General features: G+C 41.0%; 26 protein-coding genes. 4 read left to right on the forward strand and 22 right to left on the reverse strand.

The window, feature by feature from the left end:
• The 20 genes from AAEU29_RS05280 to AAEU29_RS05375 all read right to left on the reverse strand — a co-directional run bounded on the left by AAEU29_RS05280 (position 1) and on the right by AAEU29_RS05375 (position 20,403).
• Positions 1-858, reverse strand: coding sequence for a MinD/ParA family ATP-binding protein (locus AAEU29_RS05280; RefSeq protein WP_421972373.1), 858 nt, complete (start codon positions 856-858; stop codon positions 1-3).
• On the reverse strand, positions 851-2,227 hold the full coding sequence (flhF, locus tag AAEU29_RS05285) for a flagellar biosynthesis GTPase FlhF (RefSeq protein ID WP_421972374.1): 1,377 nt from the start codon (positions 2,225-2,227) through the stop codon (positions 851-853). Before flhF ends, AAEU29_RS05280 begins: the two co-directional genes overlap by 8 nt.
• Before the next feature lie 21 nt (positions 2,228-2,248).
• Positions 2,249-4,357, reverse strand: coding sequence for a flagellar biosynthesis protein FlhA (gene flhA, locus AAEU29_RS05290; protein ID WP_421972375.1), 2,109 nt, complete (start codon positions 4,355-4,357; stop codon positions 2,249-2,251).
• A gap of 80 nt (positions 4,358-4,437) precedes the next feature.
• A complete protein-coding gene (gene flhB / locus AAEU29_RS05295; protein ID WP_421972376.1) occupies positions 4,438-5,568 on the reverse strand; it encodes a flagellar biosynthesis protein FlhB in 1,131 nt (376 codons plus the stop codon).
• A 9-nt stretch (positions 5,569-5,577) separates the two neighbouring features.
• Positions 5,578-6,357 carry a flagellar biosynthetic protein FliR gene (gene fliR, locus AAEU29_RS05300; RefSeq protein ID WP_421972377.1) on the reverse strand — a complete coding sequence of 260 codons (780 nt, stop codon included), beginning with the start codon at positions 6,355-6,357 and terminating at the stop codon, positions 5,578-5,580.
• An 11-nt stretch (positions 6,358-6,368) separates the two neighbouring features.
• Positions 6,369-6,638, reverse strand: coding sequence for a flagellar biosynthesis protein FliQ (fliQ, locus tag AAEU29_RS05305; RefSeq protein ID WP_274760558.1), 270 nt, complete (start codon positions 6,636-6,638; stop codon positions 6,369-6,371).
• 37 nt (positions 6,639-6,675) lie between these two features.
• Positions 6,676-7,374, reverse strand: coding sequence for a flagellar type III secretion system pore protein FliP (fliP, locus tag AAEU29_RS05310; protein ID WP_274760582.1), 699 nt, complete (start codon positions 7,372-7,374; stop codon positions 6,676-6,678).
• A gap of 58 nt (positions 7,375-7,432) precedes the next feature.
• Positions 7,433-7,807 carry a flagellar biosynthetic protein FliO gene (gene fliO / locus AAEU29_RS05315; RefSeq protein ID WP_421972378.1) on the reverse strand — a complete coding sequence of 125 codons (375 nt, stop codon included), beginning with the start codon at positions 7,805-7,807 and terminating at the stop codon, positions 7,433-7,435.
• Entirely contained in the window at positions 7,804-8,199 is a 396-nt protein-coding gene (gene fliN, locus AAEU29_RS05320; protein ID WP_421972379.1) for a flagellar motor switch protein FliN, read from the reverse strand. The genes fliO and fliN overlap by 4 nt, the downstream gene beginning before the upstream one ends.
• A gap of 20 nt (positions 8,200-8,219) precedes the next feature.
• On the reverse strand, positions 8,220-9,311 hold the full coding sequence (gene fliM / locus AAEU29_RS05325) for a flagellar motor switch protein FliM (protein ID WP_274760560.1): 1,092 nt from the start codon (positions 9,309-9,311) through the stop codon (positions 8,220-8,222).
• Positions 9,312-9,323: 12 nt separating this feature from the next.
• Positions 9,324-9,863, reverse strand: coding sequence for a flagellar basal body-associated protein FliL (gene fliL, locus AAEU29_RS05330; protein WP_421972380.1), 540 nt, complete (start codon positions 9,861-9,863; stop codon positions 9,324-9,326).
• A 73-nt stretch (positions 9,864-9,936) separates the two neighbouring features.
• The gene (locus AAEU29_RS05335; RefSeq protein WP_421972381.1) at positions 9,937-11,952 is read right to left on the reverse strand and encodes a flagellar hook-length control protein FliK; all 2,016 of its coding nucleotides are present in this window, start codon (positions 11,950-11,952) and stop codon (positions 9,937-9,939) included.
• A gap of 61 nt (positions 11,953-12,013) precedes the next feature.
• Entirely contained in the window at positions 12,014-12,463 is a 450-nt protein-coding gene (gene fliJ / locus AAEU29_RS05340) for a flagellar export protein FliJ (RefSeq protein ID WP_421972382.1), read from the reverse strand.
• On the reverse strand, positions 12,463-13,788 hold the full coding sequence (gene fliI / locus AAEU29_RS05345) for a flagellar protein export ATPase FliI (RefSeq protein WP_421972383.1): 1,326 nt from the start codon (positions 13,786-13,788) through the stop codon (positions 12,463-12,465). The genes fliJ and fliI overlap by 1 nt, the downstream gene beginning before the upstream one ends.
• A 2-nt stretch (positions 13,789-13,790) precedes the next feature.
• On the reverse strand, positions 13,791-14,621 hold the full coding sequence (gene fliH, locus AAEU29_RS05350; protein ID WP_421972384.1) for a flagellar assembly protein FliH: 831 nt from the start codon (positions 14,619-14,621) through the stop codon (positions 13,791-13,793).
• Positions 14,622-14,624: 3 nt separating this feature from the next.
• Entirely contained in the window at positions 14,625-15,671 is a 1,047-nt protein-coding gene (fliG, locus tag AAEU29_RS05355) for a flagellar motor switch protein FliG (RefSeq protein WP_421972385.1), read from the reverse strand.
• Positions 15,664-17,316, reverse strand: a complete 1,653-nt coding sequence (gene fliF / locus AAEU29_RS05360; RefSeq protein ID WP_421972801.1) for a flagellar basal-body MS-ring/collar protein FliF — start codon at positions 17,314-17,316, stop codon at positions 15,664-15,666. The genes fliG and fliF overlap by 8 nt, the downstream gene beginning before the upstream one ends.
• Before the next feature lie 79 nt (positions 17,317-17,395).
• The gene (gene fliE, locus AAEU29_RS05365; protein ID WP_372766036.1) at positions 17,396-17,728 is read right to left on the reverse strand and encodes a flagellar hook-basal body complex protein FliE; all 333 of its coding nucleotides are present in this window, start codon (positions 17,726-17,728) and stop codon (positions 17,396-17,398) included.
• A gap of 165 nt (positions 17,729-17,893) precedes the next feature.
• A complete protein-coding gene (locus tag AAEU29_RS05370; RefSeq protein ID WP_421972386.1) occupies positions 17,894-19,300 on the reverse strand; it encodes a sigma-54-dependent transcriptional regulator in 1,407 nt (468 codons plus the stop codon).
• An 8-nt stretch (positions 19,301-19,308) separates the two neighbouring features.
• Positions 19,309-20,403 (reverse strand): sensor histidine kinase, encoded by a 1,095-nt coding sequence (locus tag AAEU29_RS05375; RefSeq protein ID WP_421972387.1) that lies wholly within the window; start codon positions 20,401-20,403, stop codon positions 19,309-19,311.
• Positions 20,404-20,530: 127 nt separating this feature from the next.
• Between AAEU29_RS05375 and AAEU29_RS05380 the strand changes: the two genes are divergently transcribed.
• From AAEU29_RS05380 to AAEU29_RS05390, 3 genes are all read left to right on the forward strand, one after another.
• A complete protein-coding gene (locus AAEU29_RS05380; protein WP_421972388.1) occupies positions 20,531-21,121 on the forward strand; it encodes a DNA-3-methyladenine glycosylase I in 591 nt (196 codons plus the stop codon).
• 119 nt (positions 21,122-21,240) lie between these two features.
• Positions 21,241-21,780 (forward strand): cytochrome b, encoded by a 540-nt coding sequence (locus AAEU29_RS05385; RefSeq protein WP_421972389.1) that lies wholly within the window; start codon positions 21,241-21,243, stop codon positions 21,778-21,780.
• Between the two features lie 19 nt (positions 21,781-21,799).
• Entirely contained in the window at positions 21,800-22,360 is a 561-nt protein-coding gene (locus AAEU29_RS05390; protein WP_421972390.1) for a YceI family protein, read from the forward strand.
• Positions 22,361-22,399: 39 nt separating this feature from the next.
• Here the strand turns inward: AAEU29_RS05390 and AAEU29_RS05395 are convergent, their stop codons facing one another.
• Positions 22,400-22,642, reverse strand: a complete 243-nt coding sequence (locus AAEU29_RS05395; RefSeq protein ID WP_421972391.1) for a DUF6868 family protein — start codon at positions 22,640-22,642, stop codon at positions 22,400-22,402.
• A 191-nt stretch (positions 22,643-22,833) separates the two neighbouring features.
• On the opposite strand from AAEU29_RS05395, the gene AAEU29_RS05400 reads away from it, so the two are divergent.
• The gene (locus tag AAEU29_RS05400) at positions 22,834-23,115 is read left to right on the forward strand and encodes a YebG family protein (protein ID WP_274760574.1); all 282 of its coding nucleotides are present in this window, start codon (positions 22,834-22,836) and stop codon (positions 23,113-23,115) included.
• A gap of 43 nt (positions 23,116-23,158) precedes the next feature.
• On the opposite strand, the gene AAEU29_RS05405 is transcribed toward AAEU29_RS05400, so the two are convergent.
• Positions 23,159-24,349, reverse strand: coding sequence for an amino acid aminotransferase (locus tag AAEU29_RS05405; protein WP_421972392.1), 1,191 nt, complete (start codon positions 24,347-24,349; stop codon positions 23,159-23,161).
• Positions 24,350-24,418 lie beyond the last annotated feature (69 nt).

Raw genomic sequence — 24,418 nt, forward strand, 5'->3', positions numbered from 1 at the left:
CTAGTTGCTAACCAGTTTCTCGATAAAAAACTCAAGATGTCCCGACGGCTGATTCGGAACTGGCCAAGTCGCAGCCTTGCTTGCTAATGCTTTAAAAGCAATTGCCGCAGGTGATTTAGGAAATACATCTACAATGGTTTTTTGTTTACGAATCGCTTTACGAATATTTTCATCAAATGGCACTGTTGCCACTAACTCAAGTGATACATCTAAAAATCGGTCAGTTACTTTTGAAAGCTTGGCAAACAGTTCTTGGCCTTCTTTGAGGCTGCGCACCATATTTGCAACAATTTTAAACTTGTAAACACCATGCTCACGGCTTAAAACTTTAATCAATGCATAGGCATCAGTAATCGAAGTGGGTTCATCACACACAACAACAAGCACATCTTGAGATGCACGCGAAAAGCTAAGCACCATATCAGAAATACCCGCAGCTGTATCAACTACCAACACATCATAATGAGAATCTAATTCACCAAATGCACGAATAAGTCCGGCATGTTCAGAAGGTGTTAGTTCAACCATATTTTGTGAACCTGATGTAGCAGGCACAATTTTTACGCCGTAAGGACCTTCAACTAAGATATCTTCAAGGTCACATTCACCAGATAACACGTGTGATAAGTTTCGCTCAACACGTAAGCCAAGCATCACATCGCAGTTTGCTAAACCCAAATCGGCATCCAGTACCAGTACTTTTTGGCCTTGCTGAGCCATGGCGATTGCCATGTTAAGAGAAACATTGGTTTTACCAACTCCCCCTTTACCTCCAGTTACCGCAATTACTTTTACAGCCTTGTTATTGTTTGTCATTTTCCGCAGGCCACTAGCTTGATCTAATTCTGGGTTAATCATACATTCCTACTGCTTGATGCGCCATGCCTGATGCACGTCTTGCTTGCGCGTTTGTTCGTTTTGCATACAACTGCTGAGCTTTACTGACCAATTTTTCCGCATTTGCTACACGGATGTCCTCTGGCACACGTTGACCATTGGTAAGATAGCCTATTGGCAGTCGATTTTGAATGGCTACACTGATAATTTCACCTAAACTTAGACATTCATCAAGTTTTGTGAAGATACAACCACTTAACTGTACCTGTTTGAACTGCTTTATAGCTTCCTGCTGTACCTCTAATTGTGCCGTAGCACTCAAAACAAGGTAGCTTCGAATATCAACTCGACTATTTCGCATTAATGTATTCAGTTGCTCAGTCAAACGCAAGTCCCGTTGGCTCATTCCTGCTGTATCAATTAATACTAGACGCTTATTTCTTAAATGATAAAGAATTTCAGTGAGTTCTTCTGCATTTTTAACTTGCTTAACAGGGCAGCCAATTATGCGACCATAAGTCGATAATTGCTCATATGCGCCAATACGATAGGTATCGGTGGTGATCAGTGCAATATTGTTAGCGCCAAATTTTTGCGCTCCAAGCGCTGCAAGTTTTGCCACAGTGGTTGTTTTACCCACGCCCGTTGGACCAACCAAAGCATAAACTCCACCGCGACGTAAAATTTCATTATTTGCAGTGTAAAGTTGCTTGCTTAGCATATTGAGTGTTTCTTGCCATGCTTGACGCGGTGCAACGTCATCAGGAATAAAACATGCTAGTTGGTCTGCAACAGCTTCACTAATACCCATCCCTTTAAGGCGATCAAGTAATAACGCTCTAGTTGGGTCGCGACGTGCCATGTCTTCATTCATCAAGCCAGAAAGCTGATGCTCAAGTAACTGTCTAATAGAGGCCATTTCATCCCGCATCGCTTGCATTTCATGCGCTGCTTGTGGCTCTGAATTCATAGTTGTAGGTTGCTTTGCTTGATTAAACCCATTAAAAGATTCTTCTTGAGAAGAAGAAAATTTATCTTCATCAAACCAGTTGTGAGTCTGCTTTGCTGCTGGCTTATCATATTGAGGTGCTTTTTTTGCTTGGCGTTCGAGTAATGCTGATAAGCTATCAGCTACAGCAGCTTGCTTTTCAGGCTTTGCCATTTGTGGTTTAGGTTTTACAAACTGACTGTTAAATCTCGGCTTTTCTTCCGAAAGCTTTGGTGAAACAGGTGCACTTTGTACCGTTTTTTCATAATCAACAGCTGCCACAATTTCAATGCCATCAGCCATACGTTTGTTTGACATGATCACCGCATCAGGGCCTAATTCATGCTTTACTTCATTTAATGCTGTACGCATATCTTTTGCAAAAAAACGTTTAATTTTCATGTCAAACCTCACCTTGTCTTATTACTGTTGACCAACCGAGCAAACTATTTTTATCTGTTTTTCTTCAGGTACTTCCTGATATGACATCACACGCAGTCCTGGTAGGCTGTGTTTCACAAATCGTGATAACACACTGCGCAGCATACCCGATGTCAACAGTATTGAAGGTTCACCAGCCATTTCTTGGTTTTGATGGGCATCACCGAGAGAGTTTTGAAGTCTTTCTGCAAGCCCTGGCTCAATGCCAGCACCTTCATCACCTGCACTTTGAAGTGACTGATGCAACATCTGTTCCAACTCAGGCGCCAATGTAATGACAGGAATTTCAGAGGCGTTGCCAGCAACGTCTTGTACAATTAAACGACGTAGCGAAATACGCACTGCAGCCGTTAATACATCTGGGTCTTGGCTGCGCGGTCCATACTCAACCAAGGTTTGAACAATAGAGCGCATATCACGAATTGGCACACCTTCGTTCAACAAGTTTTGCAGAACTTTTACAATGGTAGTAAGCGGTAAAATGTCTGGTACAAGCCCTTCAATTAGACGTGGATGAGATTTGCCCAACATATCTAATAAGTTTTGCACTTCTTCATGCCCAATTAATAATGCGGCGTGGTTGTGAAGCAGTTGAGAAATGTGGGTAGCAACCACGGTTGCAGCATCAACCACGGTATAACCTAATGATTGCGCTTCATCTTTTTGCTCTGGTGCAATCCATACTGCATCCAAACCAAACGCAGGATCCTTTGTCGCAACACCTTTTACTTCGCCAAAAACTTGTCCCGGATTAATTGCTAATTCATTGTTATGCTTTAACTCACCATGACCGCTCGATACGCCCATTAAGGTTATGCGGTATTCATTTGGATCAAGCTCTAGGTTGTCACGAATATGTACAGGAGGTACTAAAAAGCCTAATTCTTGCGATAACTTTTTACGCACACCTTTGATGCGACTAAGTAGCTCACCACCTTGTGATTGGTCAACTAATGGAATTAAGCGGTATCCAACTTCAAGACCAATTACATCTACTTGCTGTACATCATCCCAACCAAGCTCTTTTTGTTCAATTTGTGCTTGTTCTTGATTCGGCGATTTACCTTTAGCTTGTTGCTGTGCTTCATCTTCTGCTTTTTGCGTTTTAATACGTTGATTCCAGTAGGCAATACCGCCAATTAAAAATCCTAAACCTAAGAATGCCACTTTTGGCATACCAGGCACTAAGCCCATTACGATTAAAATACCAGCCGAAATATAAAGCGCTTTATCATTGCCAAGTTGAGCATGAAATTGTTCGCCCATATTTTGCGATTCATTTTGACGTGTCACTACAATTGCAGTACCAATCGACAACAAGAGTGAAGGTAATTGAGCAACAAGACCGTCACCAATAGTCAACAGTGTATAAACTTCCATTGCACGGCTAAAAGATAAGTCGTGTTGGATCATGCCAATAAACAAGCCACCAATAATATTGATCACCAAGATGATGATACCTGCGATAGCATCACCTTTAACGAACTTACTCGCACCATCCATAGAACCATAGAAGTCAGCCTCACGCGTTACTTCTGTACGACGCTCTCGCGCTTGCTCGGCAGTAATAAACCCCGCATTCAAATCAGCGTCAATTGCCATTTGCTTACCTGGCATTGCATCTAATGTAAAACGTGCTGAAACTTCTGAAATACGGCCTGCACCTTTGGTTATTACCACAAAGTTGATAATAATTAGAATTAAAAACACCACTAAACCAACAGCGTAGTTACCACCGATAACTACCGAGCCGAATGCCTCAATCACTTTACCAGCAGCATCACCGCCCTCATGACCTTCAAGTAAAACTACCCGCGTACTTGCCACATTAAGCGCTAGGCGCAAAATAGTAGCTATCAGCAGCACGGTTGGAAAAATACCGAAATCGAGAGGCTTAAGTGTGTACAAAGTTATGAGTAGTACTACTAGCGAGAGTGCAATATTAAATGAGAATAAAATATCGAGCAGAAACGCAGGCATAGGCAAGACGACCATACCAAGAGCCGCAAGAACAAGAATAGGTGTTCCTATACCTTTTAAGTAATCTGATTTATTCGCATTAAGTTGATTTAATGTGGCTTTGAAGTCCATACAACAGCTATTCAAAATATTGACACTGGTATAGCTAAAGCAAATTATGTTCCAACTAATTAAAAAAGATAACCTATTGATTAATATTTAAAATCTTCAGGTATAGGTAGATTTTTAGCTAATTTCTCAGGGCGTTTACCACGACCCTTATTAAATTGTTTTAATTGATATACATACGCAAGTACTTGTGCCACTGCCACAAATAATTGCTCAGGTATTTGCTGCCCAATTTCACCTGTATGGTAAAGCGAACGCGCAAGTAGAGGGGATTCAACTATTGGTACTTCATAACGGTCTGCAATTTTACGAATTTGTAGCGCGATTTCGTCACCTCCAATGGCAATCACAATTGGCGCACCAGCCTTTTCAGTATCGTATTTAAGTGCTACTGCGTAATGAGTCGGGTTAGTCACAACAACGTCCGCATCGGGAACATCCTGCATCATTCTACGCTGTGACATTTCGCGTTGAGTACGGCGAATACGCGCCTTAATTTGCGGATCACCTTCGCTGTTTTTGTATTCATCTTTAACCTCTTGCAAGGTCATTTTTAGCTGTTCGTTATGGTTCCACTTCTGAAAGGGGGCATCTATTGCAGCAATTACAATTAACGTCATTGCTAATGCAAAAAACATCCAGGCGAGGATCCATAGAGCATGTTCAATATTTCCGGGGACAGCTTCTAAACTCAGCGTTAAAATCTCTGGGAAATACCCTTTAATTAAATAAACAGCAACCGTTGCAATAAGGCCAAACTTGAGTAAGGCTTTAACAAGCTCAATGGCTGCCTGTTTACCAAACATCCTTGAAAAACCCTTGATTGGCGACATTTTACTTGCTTTAGGAGCAGCAGCTTCCCAGCTAAAATTAAAGCCCCCCAAAAAAGTGTTACCAATCACACCAGCGACTAATAAACATAGCACAAACATCGTCATGCCATACCAAAGTTCACTGGCAATTTCGCCCCAAACTGAGAACATTTTTGTAGTGTCATACACTTCATTTCGGTTAAGTGATAGTAAGCGGCCCATCACATTAAAAAGGCCAACGGCTATGTCTTTACCGAAGAGTAAAAAGCTAACTGCTGCTGCAATCAATACAAATGTGGTACCCGTTTCTTTTGAACGTGCCACCTGCCCTTTTTTAGCTGCATCGGCTAATTTTTTGGCGGTGGGTTCTTCGGTGCGTTCTTGATCTGAGCCTTCTGCCATATTAACCCTCTAAACTTGGCAACCAACAAGGTCACACATTAGCTCAATCATCTTTAACCATTGAAACTCAAACTGTGCAATAAAATTAGTCATAGTTGCCCAGATAATCACAAGTCCAGCTAAAAGGGTAAAAGGAAAACCAATTGTAAAAATATTAAGTTGCGGCGCTGCACGTGTCATTACACCAAATGAAAAGTTTATTACTAGCATGGCAGTTAAAGGCGCTAACGACAACACTAACGCAGTTGCAAACATCCAGCTGCCCCACAAGGCAATCTTTTGAAAGTTTGCAACGGGCCACCATGTTCCATCTATTGGTAGCGCAGTAAAACTGTGCACCAACATCTGGATCATCATTAAATGACCGTCATATACCCAAAAAAGCAAGGTCGCTAAAATTAAATAGAATTGACCAACTGCAGGCACATTTTGCCCATTGGCAGGGTCAACAATCGATGCAAAACCTAAGCCCGTTTGCATTGCTAGAATTTGACCTGCCAAAATGAAGGTATTGAGCATCATCACTGAAGCCAGCCCCATCGCTGCACCAATGAGTATTTGTTGCAGCACTACTAGTACCATTGAAAAACTAAACAATTCGTTAAATTGGCTCGGTGGCAAGATAGGCATTACGAGTAAGGTAACCAAGACGGAAAGTCCGAGCTTTACGCGCGTTGGCACGGTTTTAACACCAATACCAACCATCACCATAAACATCGCAGAGATACGTGCTAACGGTAATAAAAAATCTGATAAATATTGTACAAGCTGGCTAAATAATATTTCCATAAATAGCCCAGCTAGCCGGCAATTTGCGGAATAATCTCCACCATTTGATGGAAATAGTCAGTGAGTTTTTGTGTAATCCAGTGAGCACCGTAGATAAGCGCCAACAGCGTCACAACTAAACGTGGTAGAAAGCTTAATGTTTGTTCGTTAATTGAGGTTGCTGCTTGAAATATGGCAACAACCAAACCCACAATTAAACTAGGTACAATAATCGCTGCAACAAGCTTTATAACAAGAAAGAGCGCATCACTCAGAACTTCAACAAATATTTCCGGTTGCATCTAACCTCCCGACATTTTGGTCTGGTTAAACATGGCTCTAGGTTCCTAAGCCATAACTACGGGCTAATGTTCCCATCACTAATGACCAGCCGTCGACTAATACAAACAGCATAATTTTAAAAGGCAGCGACACAATCATCGGCGATAGCATCATCATACCCATGGCCATCAAGACACTTGCAACCACTAAATCAACAATCAAAAAGGGAATAAAGAACATAAAACCAATAATAAATGCGGTTTGTAACTCACTCGTAATAAACGCCGGGATAACAACAATAAACGGGGTGTCTTCAGGTGCATCGAGTTTTTCATAGCCAGCTATCTTGGCAAATGTTTCTAAATCTGAAATACGGGTTTGCGACAACATAAATGCTTTAAGCGGCTCTTTTGCCTGGTCGAGCGCTTGAATAGATGTTAGCTCTTCTTTTAGATAAGGTTGAATAGCACGGTCATCAATTTGTTTATAGATAGGCGCCATAATAAATATACTCATAAATAACGCCATACCAACTAACAGCTGACTAGAAGGTGTTTGTTGTAAACCAATCGCTTGACGCAGTATCGCTAACACCACAATGATACGTGTAAACGACGTCATCATAATCACAGCTGCTGGAATAAAACTCAGCGCTGTCATCATTATCAATACTTGTAATGTGACTGAATACTCTTGCGCGCCATCTGCTGTGGTTTTAACAGTTAAAGCCTGTAAACCATCATTCGCAAACGCCATTTCTGGGAGGATAAAAAACAGCGCGACAACGAATAATTTAAGACACATTCGGTTCATATTATTTCTTATTTTTAGGATTCATAAAATGCGCCAATTGCTTGGCAAATTCTGGCATCTGCTGCTCTGCCAGAGGTGTTTCTAACTGGTACAAATAGTTTATCGAACCTGATGTTACGCCGAGTACATGGTGCTTATTATCCATCTCAACCACCAGTAACCTTTCTTTACTGCCCAAATTAATGGTTCGAATAACTTTAAAATCGTCGCTTTGTGTTATTTGTGGATTAAAGCGTTTAATTAACAACCCCAAGATAACAATACACACAACCACCAAGATTAAAGACAATAACATTGAAGCCAACTGTTGAAAACCCGCTGGCTCGGCTGCTAACACGTTAAATGGTAATAATAAAAGTGCAAGGCGTTTTATCATCGTAGCTTTTTGATCCGCTCAATTTGGCTGATAACATCTGTTAATCGAATACCAAATTTATCATTAACCACAACAACTTCACCATGCGCAATAAGTGTACCATTGACCAGTACATCTAACGGCTCACCAGCAACACGGTCAAGTTCAACCACTGAACCTTGGTTAAGCTGAAGTAAGTTACGAATACTAATTTTAGAACGCCCTACTTCCATCGAAATAGTGACTGGAATATCTAAGATTGTATCCAGCTTACGTTTTTCTTCGGTGGTTAAATCGGCTTTTGGTGCTTCAGATAACTCTTCAAGCTCAGCAACTTCAGCTTCACCACCGTCACCTTCCGCTTCAGCTAGGGCTGCAGCCCATTCGTCCATTGTATCTTGATCATCGCTCATACTAAATTTCTCTCAATTAATTACCAGTCGAGGTCTACACCATCTGATAAATGTAAATCTTCTTCTAATTGCTCTAATTCAGCATCTGAATCGAGCTTTTTACCACCTTTGGTAAATACATGCAGTTCTGACTTAACCGATTCAGGACGTTTAATCTTTTCGCTAATTTGCACTGCAACATTGTCGCGCGAACGCCCCATTTTAGCGCGGTAAGTTGGTAAGTCTTCAATAAATACGGTGATATGCTCAGGCATTTCAACAGGAATGATATCGCCTTCTTTTAAGTCCATAATTTGCTGCAAACTTAAATCGACTTCAAGCATACGAGTACTCAAATCGACTTCCACATCCATGATTTCATCACGCAATGCTTTAGACCAACGTAAGTCGGTATCTTCGGTATCAGATTGAACACCTGCATCGAGCAATTCACGAATTGGCTCAAGCATTGAATACGGCAATGCAATATGAAAGTCACCACCGCCACCATCAAGCTCAATGTGGAATGAACTAATAACCACCACTTCAGTAGGGCTTACAATATTAGCCATTGCAGGGTTTACTTCTGAATCAAGATATTCAAAAGAAACATCCATTACCGGCGCCCATGCTTCTTTATAATCTTCAAAGATAATTTTCAGTAGCATTTGTACAATTCGGCGTTCGGTGGGTGTGAATTCTCGACCTTCAATTTTTGCGTGGTAACGCCCGTCGCCACCAAAGAAGTTATCTACCAAAATGAAAACTAAGCGCGCTTCCATGGTGATTAAGCCGGTGCCTTTTAATGGTCTAAAGCGCACCATATTTAAACTGGTTGGTACAAACAAGGTGTGAATGTACTCACCAAACTTAATCATTTGTACGCCATTAATTGACACTTCGGCCGTGCGGCGCATCATGTTAAACAGCGAAATCCGCATATGGCGAGCAAATCGTTCGTTAACGATTTCAAGCGTAGGCATACGACCACGTACAATACGGTCCTGCGACGAGAAATCGTATTGCAGCGCGGAGGCATCGCTATCGCCGCCTTCGTCTATCTCTTCTTCATCAACATCATCAACGCCGTGTAAGAGCGCGTCAATTTCGTCTTGAGATAATAAATCGCTCACCTAAACTCCTAATTATTGCATTACAAAGCCAGTAAACAGAACACGTTCAACAACTTTGCTGTCTTCAATTTCAACTAATGCATTTTGCACTTCCGTCAGTGCGTTATAACGCAGCGCTTCTTTGCCTGCGGTTGTACCTAAATCGTCTGCGTTACTTGCTGAGAAAACGCGAAGAAGCGTATTTTCAATAAGTGGAATATGGCGCTTTGCGGTTTCTTCATTAACATCACCGCGCACTAAAAGCTGTACTTTAATTTGCACAAGGCGGTCTTTCGTGGCGCCTGGCACATTAAAAACAAACGGTCTTGGCATACCAACATACAGTGCACTGCCCATTTCAGCGCTACTGCCTTTTGGTTGTCCTTCTCCACCTTCAGTCGAAGCGGTCTCTTCAGAAAGCGTTTCAGCAGGTGCACTGTCGTCACCGCCTAAAAAGAAAAAGGCACCGCCACCACCTGCGAGTAATACAACAACAGCAATGATGATAATCATCATCTTTTTGCTTTTTTTCTCTCCACCTTCTTCTATTTCAAGATCTTTTTCTTCTGCCATTGTGACGTTTCCATAGCTGCTATTTATTATTTTATATAATAGTGCGTTTATTTCGGTTTAATAGCAATTAGTGTTATGCGTAAAAATCGATTCCATCTTGCTGTTTGCTGAGAATTTGTTCAGATACTTCACCACTGCTCTCAACGTTTCCGTCATTAGATAAAGAAGACCTTGAATGTTCTGCAGTTTGCTGCTCGCTCTGACCTTGTTCAGAGACATTACTTTCACCTAAATTAATGCCTTGCTCTGCAAGCATTTCTCGTAAGCGCCCCATCGACTGCTCGAGCATTTCTTTTGCTTGCTGACTTTGTACAACAAAGTTAATTTGCGCTTGCTCGGCATCTGATCGAATACGAATTTGCATTGAGCCAAGCTCTGGTGGATCAAGCCTAATCTCTGCTTCTTTTAGATTCAGATTTAACAGCATATTTGCCTTATCGAACAATGCTTTTGCCGCATCACTTCGAGCGATATTAACAGGCTGCTGTAATGCTTGCTCCGCACTGGCATGGGTTTGTTTTGTATTTTGGATTACCTGCGCTGTTTGCAACGCAATATGCTGTTGATTAACATCACTTAATTCAGCTTGTTGTAACTGACTTGATTGAATTTGCGCTACTAGCTGTGATAACACAGGTGTATTAGCATTATTTTTTAAAGAGTTAAGTAATTTACTAAAGCTAAGTGGTTGCTCATTATCTTGCTTCACTAAATCAGAATCGCTTTCAGCATCAAATTGTTCACCGTCTGAAACTACTTGCTTGGTTAGGCTACTCAAGTCCACTCGCGCTTGTTGTTTTTGTTGATTGTCTTGAGTAATCGAAGCTGTTTGCGCTTGTGAACTAACTTGCTGATTTAATAAATCAGAAGATTTTTGGCTAAGGTTAGATACACTCTCTTTATCATTCGATACCGCTTGTGCTACCGCACTGCCAACACTTGTTAGCGTATGTAGCGCTTGTTTATCAGGGCGCGTTATTGTGCCTACCTTATCAGCTGGAATAATAATTTTGCCATTTTCAATTAATTGAGTAAGCGCATTTTGCGCTTTCTCATTCATCTTGATTACATCATTATTTTTGATATCAAGATCATTCTTACTATCAACAGCTTCAGGTTCAACGCTTTCTTTTGAAGACTTAGCTAATACTGACTGGAGTGTCACGTTTTGGTTTGATGGTTTAGAATCAAGACGTTCAAGTACAAAGTTAAGTTTTTCAACAAGTTGGCGTAAATCTTGTTTTGATAACCCAAGCTGCTCGCTGCTTTCGTCGTCAAGTGTTGCAAAGAATTGCTTTAGTGTCGCTAAGTCATCTTTGTCTAATTTAGCGAATTCTTTTTCTAACGTAATTATGTTCTGGCTAAGCTTAATATCGCCTTCTTGCTCAATACTTTCGATAGTATTTTCTGAACCTTGGGCAATTGGTTTGCTATCGGTATTTTGCTCACTTACTGATTTGGATAAACCTACATTCAGTGATTGGCTTTTAGTTAATTGCTCAAGAAAGGCAGATGCATCTTCAGTTTGTGGCGCTGAATTATTCGCGTCACTTAAAGCGGAGCGTGTTTTAATCGCAACCTCGTTAACGTGAGTACTTACTTTTCTTTCTGAATCATTACTTACAGTAACGTTACTCTTATTTTTATCAATTTGATCTTCATTTTCTGCGTTTAAATCTGCTTTATTCTGATTTACGCTAGAATTAACTAACTGCTGATATTCCTTAGAGCGTGTAATTGAGACATCATCTTGACTAGGTAGTTTACCTGGCATGTCAGATACTGGTTGTAGAATTTTCTCAGGGTTGTCTTCACCACTATTCTGTTGAGAATCGTCTTGAGCGCTTACTTTTTCTACCACATCAATATCTGAAGTGCTAGATTCGTTGAGTTCATCACTTTCGTCAGTAGCATCTTGCTCTGAGACTTTAGATTTATCCTTCGCGGCATCCAAGTGCTTTGTCCCGGTCTCAGTTTGAACAGATTCGAGTACGGCTAAAAAACTGCTTTTATTTTCAGCTTCTGAAGTAGAGGAAGTTGATCCTAAATCAAGGTTTGTAACACTTAACTGTGAATTAATAGTTGCCATAACACGCTTCTTATCTCGTTAAAGTTTGCCGCTTTTTGCCGGTATAAAATTAAAGCAAGAACTAAGCCAGTGTTTTTCTATTTCTTACAAAAATATTTGTGGCAAATTCATCAAGTTGTTTTTGTTCAGCTTTTGCAAGCATTACTTGCTGCTTAAGCTGTTTTCGTTGCTTTAATTTTTCGATTGCTTCTAACTTGGCTTTTTGTGCCAACCATAATCCTTCGCGTTGTTTAAGGACTTTCTTTGCCGTATTGATAGCTGACAATTGCTGCTTTAATGCATCATCAAGCTTGCCAATGAACTGTTGAAATTGATTATAGTAACTGCCCCCTACCCCTTGCGTTGCACGGCTGTGTAGTTGTGCTAAGTAATCTGAACGAAAAGTTTCAATACCACTTAATTGACGTTGTAAATTGACTAAATGTTGCTGTGCACCGATAAAATCCATGCGCAATTTTTCTTCTTTTTCGGATTCCAATTTAATCAGTAATACTAATTGATCGCGTGCCATTAGCCTTGTCCTAAAATTCGTGACAAGCTTGTTAAGCCTTCATCATAAGGGATCACATCTGTCATGCCCTGCTGTAAAAAGTGATTAATGCCTGGCATCATCTCGATGGTTTTATCAAGCATAGGATCACTGCCTCGTTGGTAGGCACCAAGGGTAATAAGGTCCTTATTTTGTTGATAAAGTGAATAGATTTGTTTTAACACCCTTGCCTGTTGCAAGTGAGTTTCACTAATTACTTGCGGCATTACACGACTAATTGATTTTTCAATATCAATGGCAGGGTAATGGCCAGAGTCGGCAAGCTCACGAGACAGTACAATATGGCCATCTAATATCGCTCGTGCAGCATCTGCAATAGGGTCTTGCATATCATCGCCTTCGGATAAAACAGTAAAAAATGCGGTGATACTGCCTTGCCCTTCACCTCCATTACCTGCCCGCTCCACCAGCGCAGGTAATTTTGCAAATACTGAAGGCGGATAACCTTTGGTGGCAGGTGGCTCACCCACTGCAAGTGCTATTTCACGTTGTGCCATGGCATAACGCGTCACCGAATCCAGTAACAATAAAACGTTCAGGCCTTGATCACGAAAATACTCAGCAATGGTAACCGCTGTTTCACAACCTTTTAAACGCATTAAGGGGGATGCATCAGCGGGAGCTGCAACTACAACTGAACGTGCACGCCCTTCAACGCCTAAAATCTCTTCGATAAATTCTTTTACTTCGCGACCACGTTCACCCACTAACCCTACAACAATAACATCGGCATTTGCGCCACGTGTCATCATGCCAAGTAATACTGATTTACCAACACCACTTCCGGCAAACAAGCCCATACGCTGGCCTTGGCCAACAGTAAGCACCGAGTTAATAGCACGAACCCCGACATCCATCGGTTGTTTAATAGGACGTCTAGCAAGAGGGTTGATTGGTTTTGCGGCAAATTTAAGTCTAGCTTCTGCTTGAATATGCCCAAGGCCATCTAATGGGCGACCTAAACCATCAACAACACGCCCAAGCAAGCTCATACCAACAGGTAAACCGGCGTCAGATTGTTGAGGGATAACACGAGCACCAGGTAATACTCCCGAAATGGCATCATTGGGCATTAAATAAAGTGTGTCTCCACTAAAACCAACAACCTCAGCCTCAACAAGGCCGTGCTGCGTTTCAATTTTACAGCTGCTGCCAACAGGCGCTTTTAAGCCTTCCGCCTCCAGTGTTAAACCAACAACGCGTTTTAAGCTGCCTGCAACCGCGGGACGATGTGTTTTGATTTTAGTTTGATAACTGGCGAGACGCTCAGCAAGCCCTTGACTCATAATTAACTGTCATGATTTTGACTATCGATACCAGCTTCTTGCAAAAAGCTTTCCAGTATTTCTTTAAGCCTTAATTCAACAGAGTAATCAATGGAGGAATTATCAGAGTTGATATGTAAGCCACCTTTGGTAATGCTGGGTTCAACAACTAGTTTCCAATTTCTATCCACTAGCTGCTCAGCAGGAATTGCCTGTTGAACCAGCTCATAATCTTCAGGGTTCAATAATATTTCAAGGGCATGATGTTGATTTTTTAGCGCATCTGTCGCAACTTTCATTGCATTAAATATCGCTTTGTCGTTAACAGTTAGCTCACCGTGCACCACCGCTTTTGCAAGTTCTGTCGCCAACATCACGATTTGCTTTTCTACTTCATTACTCACTTGTTCAAATGGCGTTGCTAATTCATCAAGTAATTGCGTTAGTTGGGCAATTTTTTCAGCCACTTCAGGTTTCGCAAGTTCTAACCCTTCTTGTTTTCCTTGCTCTAGCCCTTCTTCATAGCCTTTTTGCGCACCTTCAAGTTTTCCTTGATCAAATCCTTCTTGATATCCGGCTTCTTTACCTTCAGCATGCCCTTCTTGGTAAGCTTCTTCACGAATTTGTTCAATTTCTTGAATGCTTAACGGCGTGAACTCTTCTTCAGGCTCTTCAACTTCTTGCTTATGTTGCTTTTGATAGAGCTGATCTAACGACATCCCCATTGCCGTTGAGCGCCCAGTCAAATTGCGCCTTTCATCTTTAACATCAGGAATAGGCCAACTTTCCAACAAGGTTTCGATGGCCTCAGCATTTTCAATTTTATGTCCTGGGCGGTATTTTCCTAATTTCATAAATTAGAGGAACTCCTCACCACCGCCGCCACCCAGCATAATTTCACCTGAGTCAGCAAGACGACGCGCGACACTTAGAATTTCTTTCTGCGCAGCTTCTACTTCACTAATACGAACCGGTCCCATCGCTTCAAGATCATCAATCATCATTTCAGCGGCACGTTTAGACATATTATTAAGAATTTTATCTTTAAGTCCTTCATCAGCACCTTTAATCGCTTTCATTAATACGTCTTGCTGAACTTCACGAAGAATCGCTTGAATACCGCGGTCATCCACATCAATCAGGTTGTCAAAGACAAACATTAAGTCTTGGATTTGTTGCGACATTTCTTCATCATGCTCGCGAATTGCATCCATTAGCTGGCCTTCAACATTAGTATCAAGGTAGTTCATAATGTCGGCGGCAGCTTTTAAGCCCCCCATTTTCGCAGCTTGTGCACCCGCTTGACCTGCGAACTGTTTCTCCATGATCTCATTTAACTCTTGTAATGCCGCAGGTTGAACTTCCTCAAGGTTGGCAATACGCATGGTTAAATCAAGGCGAACTTTTTCAGGAAATTGATTTATGATTTCCGCTGACTGCTCAGGTTCTAAGTAGGCAAGAACAATGGTTTGGATCTGCGGGTGTTCATTTCGAATAATATTTGCCACCTGCTTCGAGTCCATCCATTTCAATGAATCAAGACCTTTAGCTCCCGAGCCCATAATAATCTGGTCAATCAAATTCGCTGCTTTTTCTTCACCTAAAGCGGCTGTAAGCGCCTTCTTAATGAAGTCTTCTGATTGGAAACCAATCGTACTGAAGCTTTGTATTTGGTCGATGAATAATTTGTGCACCGCGGCAATTTTAGCTTGGCTTAAATCATCCAAGCTTGCCATTGCCATACCCACTTTTTGAACTTGTTTCGGCTCTAAGTGTTTTAGTATTTGCGCTGCATCTTCTTCAGATAAGCTCAGTAGAAGAATCGATGCTTTTTCCACACCTTCGAGTTTTTCTACATCAAAACTGCTTTTAACTTCGGCCAGTTGATTGTCTTGATCAGTCATCTTCGGTTAACCACGCTTTAACTACTTGAGAAGAAAGTTCTGGCTCATTTGCCACCAATGCTCTTACTGCTTTTAATAAATCTTCATCGCCATGTAAATCTGGTAACTGAAGCGTACCATCAGGGCTAAAGCCAACCGCTGATTCATCAAATTCTCGGCTCAGCATATCGAGCGTTTCATCACCTAAGTCTACACCTGCTGATAGGCTTGCGTCATCATAATCCTCAGTTGTGTCTTCTGGATTAATTAGTTTGCGTAACATCGGACGTACCACAGCAAGGATAAGTACGATTATTACCAGTGCACCTAATGCCAAGCGTAATACTTTGAAGAACCATGGCTGTTCCCACAGTGGTAATTCGATTACTTCGCTTAATTCTTCTTGTACAAATGGAATGGTCACTACTTCTAATGCATCACCACGCTGCATATCAAAGCCAATACCGCCTTGGAGTAAACGACGAATATTTGCAAGTTCTTGTTGCGTACGTGGGTCACGTGTCGCTTCGCCACCTTCAGCTACACCGTTTGTGTAGTTCACCGCAACCGACACACTAATGCGACGGATCACACCAGTTTGTTGGCGCTTGTGTGAAATCGTAGTATCAAGCTCATAGTTGCGCGTCGCCTCTTTACTGTTTCGGCTCGGCATAGTGCTTTGTGAAGATTCATCATTTGCTTGCTCTGGAATTTGTGAATTAACCGGAGGCTGATTAGTAAGTGCACCAGGAATACCCACTGCAAGACCGCCAATATTGGTATCTTCACGGGTCATTTCACTACGCACTGCAGGTAAATCTGGGTTGAAACGTTTTTGTGTTTCTTCAATAGAACTAAAGTCCATCACTAAATCAACTTGTGCGGTGTAATTACCTAGGCCCACCACAGGGATCATGATTGAGTCGATTTTCTCTAAGTATTCTTGTTCACGTTTACGCTCGATTTCATATTCTTTGCGTGAACGCGCAGTAAGTGAGTTTTGCGAACCTGAATTTAATAAACGGCCGTTTTGGTCAGTAACTGTAACACGGCTTGGTTCAAGGCCTTGTACTGCAGATGCCACCATATCAACAACAGAATCTACTTCTTCACCATCCAGTGTACGGCCACGTCTTACTGTTAACACGACCGTTGCACTTGGTTTTTTCTCACGGCGCGCAAATACATTTTCTTTTGGGATAGCAAGCAGCACTTTTGCACGTGCTACTTTGCTCAATTCTTCAATGGTACGAGCGAGCTGTTGCTCACGAGAGTGCTTTAAACGCTCGCGCTCTAAACGTTGGCTTACGCCAAAGCCCATATCTTGCATCAAAATTTCGGTGCCTGATGAAGGAGTTTGTTCTAACCCTTCTTTTGCCATTAATAGTTTAATATTTTGGTAGGCTTCTACCGGCACCATAACCACGTTTCCATCAAGTTTGTACTCAACTTTCTGGGCATCTAGGAATTCGAGGGTTTGGATCAGTTCATCCATAGGCATTTTACCAAGTGGACGCATATCAGGCTCTTTAGCCCAAATCATGATAAACACTGCAATTGCAACACAAATGGTTAATGCAATGATTAACGTCACTTGGCGCATTACATCAACACCACTCAAGCTGCCAAGGAAACCTGATTTTTGTTCTTGATTGCCACCGTCCATGTCAGCGACACTTAAGTCATTGGCATCCAATGTTGTTAAATCTGTTGATGAATTAGCCACAACCCTACTCCACTATCGCTTAAACAGGCATGTTCATAATGTCTTTATAAGCTTCTACAAGCTTATTACGCACTTGAACTGTTGCTTCAAAAGCTACTGATGATTTTTGTGATGCAATCATCACTTCTGCAAGAGATACATTACGATCCCCCATTTCAAGGGCCGTAGCTTTTGCTTTCGAATCTGCTTGTAAACCGTTAACGGTATCTAAGGCATCTTTTAGTAAGTTATTAAACTCAACTTGAGAACTGCCCTGAATCGATTCGATAGGTTGTTTCGGTTTTGAGAAGTTACTTGCTTCAACTGCAAGTGACTGCATTTCTTGATAAAGATTGTTTGCTGAAATATTCATGCTGACAAACCGTGATAAATAAACTTAAAACGATTAATGCAAACTTAATGCCACAATTAAACACTTATATTTCAGTAGCTTAAAGTGACATTATTTTGACTGAGGAGAATAAACATACAATAAGAAAGCCCCCATAATGAGGGCTTTGAAAACGTTTGAAGAAGGTTACGCAGGCAACTCAATACCCATTTCACGCATTTTTGCTAATTTATAGCGCAATGTGCGAGGGCTTATGCCAAGTTTATCCGCGACATCTTTACGTTTGCCATTACAGGCTTTAAGCATGTCGAGAATAATGGAGTTTTCTTTATCTTTGAGTTCTTGTTTGTAACCAAACGACTCATCGCTAAATTGCTCAGTCTGATATGATTCTGAACTTTGCACCGTTGCCACATCGGGCTTAACGACCCCTTGCTCTACAACATTTGAAGAGATACTGGTCGATTGTAAACTAGCAACTGAGCCTAAGAAAATGTCATCCGCATGAATGGTTTTGTCGCTTTGTAAAATAAGCGCGCGTTGCACCACGTTTTCAAGTTCACGTACATTACCCGGCCAGGTATGACTTAATAATTTTGCTTTTGCAGCCTCATCAAATTGCACTGGCATGTCATTATTATGACGCTGAATTAAATGCTCTGCTAACGGGATAATATCCCCAGGACGCTCTGATAACGGCAACCATTCAAGTGGAAACACATTTAAACGGTAATATAAATCTTCACGGAACACACCTTCAGCAACCGCATCTCGCAAGTCACGGTTTGACGTTGCAAGAACGCGTACATCAAGTTTAATGGTTTTACGTGAGCCTAATCGCTCTACTTCACGCTCTTGTAGTACGCGCAGCAGTTTTGCCTGTAGACTTAAATCCATCTCAGTGATTTCATCAAGTAAAATGGTGCCACCTTGCGCTTGTTCAAACTTACCTGGGCAGGCTTGAATTGCGCCTGTAAATGCACCCTTTTCATAACCAAACAAGGTCGCTTCTAGCATGTTCTCAGGAATGGCTGCGCAGTTGATAGCAACAAAGTTTTCTTCTGAGCGTAATGAGTTATCGTGAATATAGCGTGCCATTACTTCTTTACCCGAACCACTTGGACCAAGCACCATCACAGATGCATCTGACTTCGCTACTTTCTCAGCAAGTTTCATTAATGCTTTACTGGCAGGATCTTCTACAATAGGACCATCTTTAATGGCTTCTTTTTCAGGTAGATATCGGCTTACCATATTTAACAATACTTCTGGTGCAAATGGCTTCGCCATGTAATCAATAGCACCAAGACGCATCGCTTCAACCGCATCGTCAATAGTGGCATATGCAGTCATCATTAATACCGGTAAATCAGGGTAATTTAGCTTGATGCTTTTAAGTAAATCGATGCCCGACATCGCCCCCATTTGCACGTCACTCACCACCAGCGAAATGCCACCTTGTTTTAATTTAATAATGGCTTGTTCGGCACTATCGGCTTCAATACAGCTAATATCTGCCAATGCTAAGGTATCAACTAAAGCTTCGCGTAAACCAGAATCATTTTCTACAACTAATACTTTTGCATCGCTCATAATGTCTCCTAACACGCTTTTTTGCCAATAATAGGAAGGTATAAATTAAATTCGGCACCACCGAGTTCACCATTGCCTGCTTTAACAAACCCTTGATGGCTGTTTGCAACAGATTGCACAACGGCAAGACCCAATCCTGTACCATGTGACTTGGTAGTAAAAAACGGTTCAAAAATTTGCTGAGCAGCAGTTTCACTGAGACCAGGTCCATTATCTTGCACTGAAATTTTGACATGATCTGCAAATCGCTCTGAACGCGTTGCGCTTAAAATAATTTTGCCTCCCTGCCCAGATGCCTGCACTGCATTATGAACCAAGTTACTGATAGCGCTGCTAAGCGCCACTTTATTGGCAATTATCTCAATATCTGGCTCTGGTAACTTTAAATCAAGTTTACACTGCTGGCGCATTATCATAGCTTCAGACGCATTGGTAACATCTGTTAGTAATGCCTGCATTGATACGGGTGCTAACACTTGCTGCTCACCACTTTTAGCAAATAGCAGCATGTCATTAACTTGGCTTTCTAAATCTTGTAAACGCGACATCAGCTTTTCATGAAAATTGGTGCGCGCTGTCGGGTTTAATTTTTCAGACGATAAATTAGCGGCATACAACATTGCAGCAGATAATGGCGTGCGTACTTGGTGTGCAAGCGAGGCTACCATTTTGCCTAATGCACTGAGGCGTTGCATATGTGCAATACGCGATTGTAACTGTCTTGTTTGGGTTAAATCTGTCATTAAGATCAACTGACCTGGCTCAGGTGTCAGTGGCGAGATATCAAGCTTTACTAAACGTCCATCGCGTAATGTCACTTCATGACCATCACTACCGTTAGGTGCAAACGAGCGCTGAATAATCGTAAACCAACGTTCACCCTCAAGCGGCTCTCCCAGCAAATCAATGGCGATTTGGTTTGCTTTCGCTACCATTCCTTTACCATCAAGCACAATCACACCGGCAGGCATGGTATCAACTAAATGACTCAACCAACTTGCTTGTTTTCTTAGTTCACTAAGTTCGCCCACGTACTTTTCCTGCATCAAACATGGGTTATATACCTCGTGAAATTGTTGGGGTATGATTTGTGCTAACGCCATAATGGTACACCAATAAATTACTTTAACTAATGAGTAGCTATACACGAAGTGTGCCAATTTTTATTTCAATACAATACAATAACTTAGAGTTAAAAATAGACGTCAATTATTTGTCTAAGGGTTTTATATGTGCAAACGATGTGAGTGGCTTGATACCACAAAAGCGGATTATATTGCCTACCATGATAAAGAGTGGGGCGTGCCATTATTTGATGACCACTTACTGTTCGAGTTTTTAACCCTTGAATCCGCTCAAGCAGGATTAAGTTGGTATACCATTTTAAAAAAACGCAATAATTATCGAAAAGCTTTTGCCAATTTCGACCCAAACCAAGTTGCAAAATTTGATGAAAGTAAGAAACTTGAGCTAATGGAAGACAGTGGGATTATTCGCAATCGACTTAAAATTAACGCCGCGGTAAATAATGCACAACAGTTTTTAGCGATCCAAAAGGAGTTTGGCAGTTTTGCCAACTACCAGTGGCAATTTGTAAATAACAAACCAATAATCAACGACATCAACAGCAAAGATGATTATCAAGCCACCACCAAAGAATCCGAAGCCTTTGCCAAAGACCTAAAGAAAAGAGGTTTTAAATTTTTAGGACCAACTACAGTTTATGCCCATATGCAGGCTTGTGGCATGGTAAACGACCACCATAATCACTGTTTTCGCAAACAAGAAGTTATTGCACTCTACCCTTCTTTATTTTCTTAAAGAACCTCTTTCTAATACTGCTTATTAATAGTCAAAAGTGAATAATGAATTCACTTTTGATCTATTCACATTCAAATGATGCTCAATTAAAGTGTGTCTATCTAATTAAGGAAATGATTATGGTTCTCGATAACGAAACTAAATTCGGTACAGTTAGCAAAGTATTTCATTGGCTTAGTGCTATCGTAATTCTAGCACTCTTTGCCGTAGGTTTCTGGATGGTCGATTTAAACTACTACAGCGAATGGTATCGCACTGCACCTTATTGGCATAAGAGTATTGGTATTCTTTTACTTGGGTTTACGCTGGCTAGATTGCTGTGGAAATTTATAACACCATCACCAAAAGCGTTAACAACACATGCAAAGTTAACCCAGTTAGCTACAAAATTAGGTCATCTAGCACTGTATAGCATGTTGTTGGTTATTCTTATTAGCGGTTATCTCATTTCAACCGCAGATGGACGTGCAATTGAAGTATTCACCTGGTTTGAAGTAGTGAGCCTTGGTGAGCTGATTGCGAATCAAGAAGATGTTGCTGGCAGCATTCATAAATATGCAGCTTACAGTTTAATGGCAATAGTAGTAATACATATTTTAGCGGCGCTAAAGCATCACTTTATCGATAAAGATGCCACCTTGCGCCGAATGATTAAGTAAATTTATAAGGAAAATGACGATGAAGAAAACTCTATTAGCATCAGCACTTGCGCTTAGCAGTTTTGCAATGCCGGTAATGGCCGCCGACTATGTGATTGATACAAAAGGCGCTCACGCTTCGATTAATTTTAAAGTTAAACACTTAGGTTATAGCTGGCTAACAGGTCGCTTTAATACCTTTTCTGGTGAATTCAATTACGATGAAAAACAACCTGAAGCGAGCAAAATTTCAGTAAACATTGATACAACCAGTGTTGATTCAAACCATGCTGAGCGTGACAAGCACTTACGTGACAGTGATTTTCTAGATGTTAAGAAATTTTCAACCGCAACTTTCAACAGTACAAAAGTGACTGATTTAGGCAACGGTAAACTTGCTATAACGGGTATTTTGTCACTGCAAGGTATTGAAAAAGAAATCACTATCGACGCTGAAAAAATTGGCGAAGGTAAAGATCCATGGGGTGGTTACCGCGCAGGTTTTGCAGGCACAACATCGATTCAAATGAAAGACTTTGGTTACAAGATGGATTTTGGTCAAATTGACTTTGATCTGCATATTGAAGGCATTAAAAAATAAGAATCTATAAGATGAGTAGGACAAACCTGCTCATCTTAATCAAATAATTACTTTCAGTATCATGTACGGAACTAAATTAAAGAATACAATAAGTACTTTATAAAACGCAAAATACTGCACATAAAGTAAGTTGAGTGCTTTATGCTCTACATTAAAAAGCTGACTGTGAATTGTTATTATTGATTGGCGAAAAAGTAATAAAAGCACTGCGCTGACGCTTAAAATCACCATATTAACAATCGTTGACCATCCTAAAAAACTCACAATTTGTTCAATCGCCATAATATTTATTCCCTTCTAATTCATTACGCTAGATTAATCCAACGAACTAGTCATCGCAATGCTATCATGGTGTTTCTTGATAAACAGTGGTATTAATTTATAAAAAAGGGAATTGTGATCAACAAAGACACTTTATTTTTTCATGGTTACTGATATAGTACTGTATAAAACAACAGTTAAAAAGGTGCGATATGGCCGTTGAGGTATGTTACAAAGTAGTTAGAGATGGGGTGGAACGAATGACATTTACATCAAAAAAAGATGCGGACGCATATGACAAAATGTTAGACATCGCGGAAGCACTTGAAGCCATGTTAGGCGAAGTAGATGTTCCACTGAGTGATCAACAAAATGAAGCGTTAGCATTAGAAATGGCTAAACGCAAAGATCAGTTTATTGCTGCTCTTAAAGGCGGAAAGCCCACCCCGCCAAACAACAAAGCAAAAGTAACTGATATTAAAAAAGTCAGCTAAATAAAAAAGCCACCTAATCGGTGGCTTTTTATTATCAACAATCTTACTTAATTACAGTTGCTACAGCATCTGCAAAGTAGTCAATGTTTGCTTTACTAACACCTGCAACATTCACACGGCTTGAGCCAACAATGTAGATTGCATACTCTTTTTGTAAACGTTCGATTTGTTCTGGCGTAATGCTTAAGAAAGAAAACATACCGTGTTGCTTTTCAATAAATGAAAAATCTTGTGCAACACCACGGCTGTGAAGTGCTTCAACAATCGTGCTACGTAAACCATTAATACGATTGCGCATTTCAGCTAGTTCTTGATGCCACTCAGCAGTTAGCTCTTCACTGCCTAAGATAGTATCAACAATAGTTGCACCGTGTGCAGGTGGCATCGAGTAAATACTTCGAACCACACTTAACAACACCGAGTTGGCAATATCGGCAACTGCACTTGATTCTGAGATGATTGAACATGCGCCAATACGATCACGGTATAGACCAAAGTTTTTCGAGCATGATGAGCAGATAATCATTTCATCAACTGTAGCTGCTAATAAACGAAGACCTGCAGCGTCATCTTCTAAACTTGTGCCAAAGCCTTGGTATGCAATATCAACTAACGGAGTAAAACCAACCTCTTTTGCAAGATCAGCAACTTGTTGCCATTGCTCAGCATTTAAGTCCATACCACTTGGGTTATGACAACATGCGTGAAGTAAAACGATATCGCCTTTTGGAACAGTTTTAAGTGTCGCCATCATCTCGTCAAACAATAGGCCTTTATTCTCGTAGTCATAATAAGGATATTCTTTAACGGTTAAACCTGCTGCTGAAAATAAACCAATGTGGTTTGCCCATGTCGGGGTCGTTACCCAAACACTTGCATTTGGATTTGCTTTAGCAATAAATTCTGCCGCAACACGAAGTGCGCCTGTACCACCTGGAGCTTGTGCTGTTCTTACACGATTTTCTAAAAGTGCTGGATGCTCACCAAGTAAAAGAGTTTCCATTTTTGCACAAAAACCTAAGTCACCAGCTAGGCCAATGTAAGACTTGCTCGTTTCATTATCTAAGCGGAATTTTTCTGCTTTTTTTACACAGCTTAGAATTGGCGTATCGCCTTGTTCAGTTTTATAAACACCTACGCCTAGGTCGATTTTATTTGGATTTGTATCTTGGCGGAATTTAGCCATCAAACCTAAAATTGGATCCGTTGGTAGTGGCTTTAAGTTTGCAAACATAGTTATCTCTTAAATTGAATTTCTTGCTATGGGATGAAGCCTTAGCTTATCACACTCTTTGTTTTGAAG

It is taken from the genome of Pseudoalteromonas aquimarina, assembly GCF_049257255.1.
GTDB lineage: Bacteria > Pseudomonadota > Gammaproteobacteria > Enterobacterales > Alteromonadaceae > Pseudoalteromonas.

Bases quoted from the DNA above. Each gene is read 5' to 3' on its own strand.
- fliF (WP_421972801.1), bottom strand. From the start codon at position 17,316: ATGGACGGTGGCAATCAAGAACAAAAATCAGGTTTCCTTGGCAGCTTG.
- AAEU29_RS05335 (WP_421972381.1), bottom strand. From the start codon at position 11,952: ATGGCAACTATTAATTCACAGTTAAGTGTTACAAACCTTGATTTAGGA.
- fliE (WP_372766036.1), bottom strand. From the start codon at position 17,728: ATGAATATTTCAGCAAACAATCTTTATCAAGAAATGCAGTCACTTGCA.
- fliO (WP_421972378.1), bottom strand. From the start codon at position 7,807: ATGATAAAACGCCTTGCACTTTTATTATTACCATTTAACGTGTTAGCA.
- fliQ (WP_274760558.1), bottom strand. From the start codon at position 6,638: ATGCAACCGGAAATATTTGTTGAAGTTCTGAGTGATGCGCTCTTTCTT.
- AAEU29_RS05390 (WP_421972390.1), top strand. From the start codon at position 21,800: ATGAAGAAAACTCTATTAGCATCAGCACTTGCGCTTAGCAGTTTTGCA.
- fliP (WP_274760582.1), bottom strand. From the start codon at position 7,374: ATGGCGTTTGCGAATGATGGTTTACAGGCTTTAACTGTTAAAACCACA.
- flhF (WP_421972374.1), bottom strand. From the start codon at position 2,227: ATGAAAATTAAACGTTTTTTTGCAAAAGATATGCGTACAGCATTAAAT.
- AAEU29_RS05385 (WP_421972389.1), top strand. From the start codon at position 21,241: ATGGTTCTCGATAACGAAACTAAATTCGGTACAGTTAGCAAAGTATTT.
- fliI (WP_421972383.1), bottom strand. From the start codon at position 13,788: ATGAGTCAAGGGCTTGCTGAGCGTCTCGCCAGTTATCAAACTAAAATC.
- fliH (WP_421972384.1), bottom strand. From the start codon at position 14,621: ATGAAATTAGGAAAATACCGCCCAGGACATAAAATTGAAAATGCTGAG.
- AAEU29_RS05395 (WP_421972391.1), bottom strand. From the start codon at position 22,642: ATGGCGATTGAACAAATTGTGAGTTTTTTAGGATGGTCAACGATTGTT.
- flhB (WP_421972376.1), bottom strand. From the start codon at position 5,568: ATGGCAGAAGGCTCAGATCAAGAACGCACCGAAGAACCCACCGCCAAA.
- AAEU29_RS05370 (WP_421972386.1), bottom strand. From the start codon at position 19,300: ATGAGCGATGCAAAAGTATTAGTTGTAGAAAATGATTCTGGTTTACGC.
- fliG (WP_421972385.1), bottom strand. From the start codon at position 15,671: ATGACTGATCAAGACAATCAACTGGCCGAAGTTAAAAGCAGTTTTGAT.
- fliR (WP_421972377.1), bottom strand. From the start codon at position 6,357: ATGGAAATATTATTTAGCCAGCTTGTACAATATTTATCAGATTTTTTA.
- AAEU29_RS05280 (WP_421972373.1), bottom strand. From the start codon at position 858: ATGATTAACCCAGAATTAGATCAAGCTAGTGGCCTGCGGAAAATGACA.
- AAEU29_RS05400 (WP_274760574.1), top strand. From the start codon at position 22,834: ATGGCCGTTGAGGTATGTTACAAAGTAGTTAGAGATGGGGTGGAACGA.
- flhA (WP_421972375.1), bottom strand. From the start codon at position 4,357: ATGGACTTCAAAGCCACATTAAATCAACTTAATGCGAATAAATCAGAT.
- AAEU29_RS05380 (WP_421972388.1), top strand. From the start codon at position 20,531: ATGTGCAAACGATGTGAGTGGCTTGATACCACAAAAGCGGATTATATT.
- fliL (WP_421972380.1), bottom strand. From the start codon at position 9,863: ATGGCAGAAGAAAAAGATCTTGAAATAGAAGAAGGTGGAGAGAAAAAA.
- fliN (WP_421972379.1), bottom strand. From the start codon at position 8,199: ATGAGCGATGATCAAGATACAATGGACGAATGGGCTGCAGCCCTAGCT.
- fliJ (WP_421972382.1), bottom strand. From the start codon at position 12,463: ATGGCACGCGATCAATTAGTATTACTGATTAAATTGGAATCCGAAAAA.
- AAEU29_RS05375 (WP_421972387.1), bottom strand. From the start codon at position 20,403: ATGGCGTTAGCACAAATCATACCCCAACAATTTCACGAGGTATATAAC.
- AAEU29_RS05405 (WP_421972392.1), bottom strand. From the start codon at position 24,349: ATGTTTGCAAACTTAAAGCCACTACCAACGGATCCAATTTTAGGTTTG.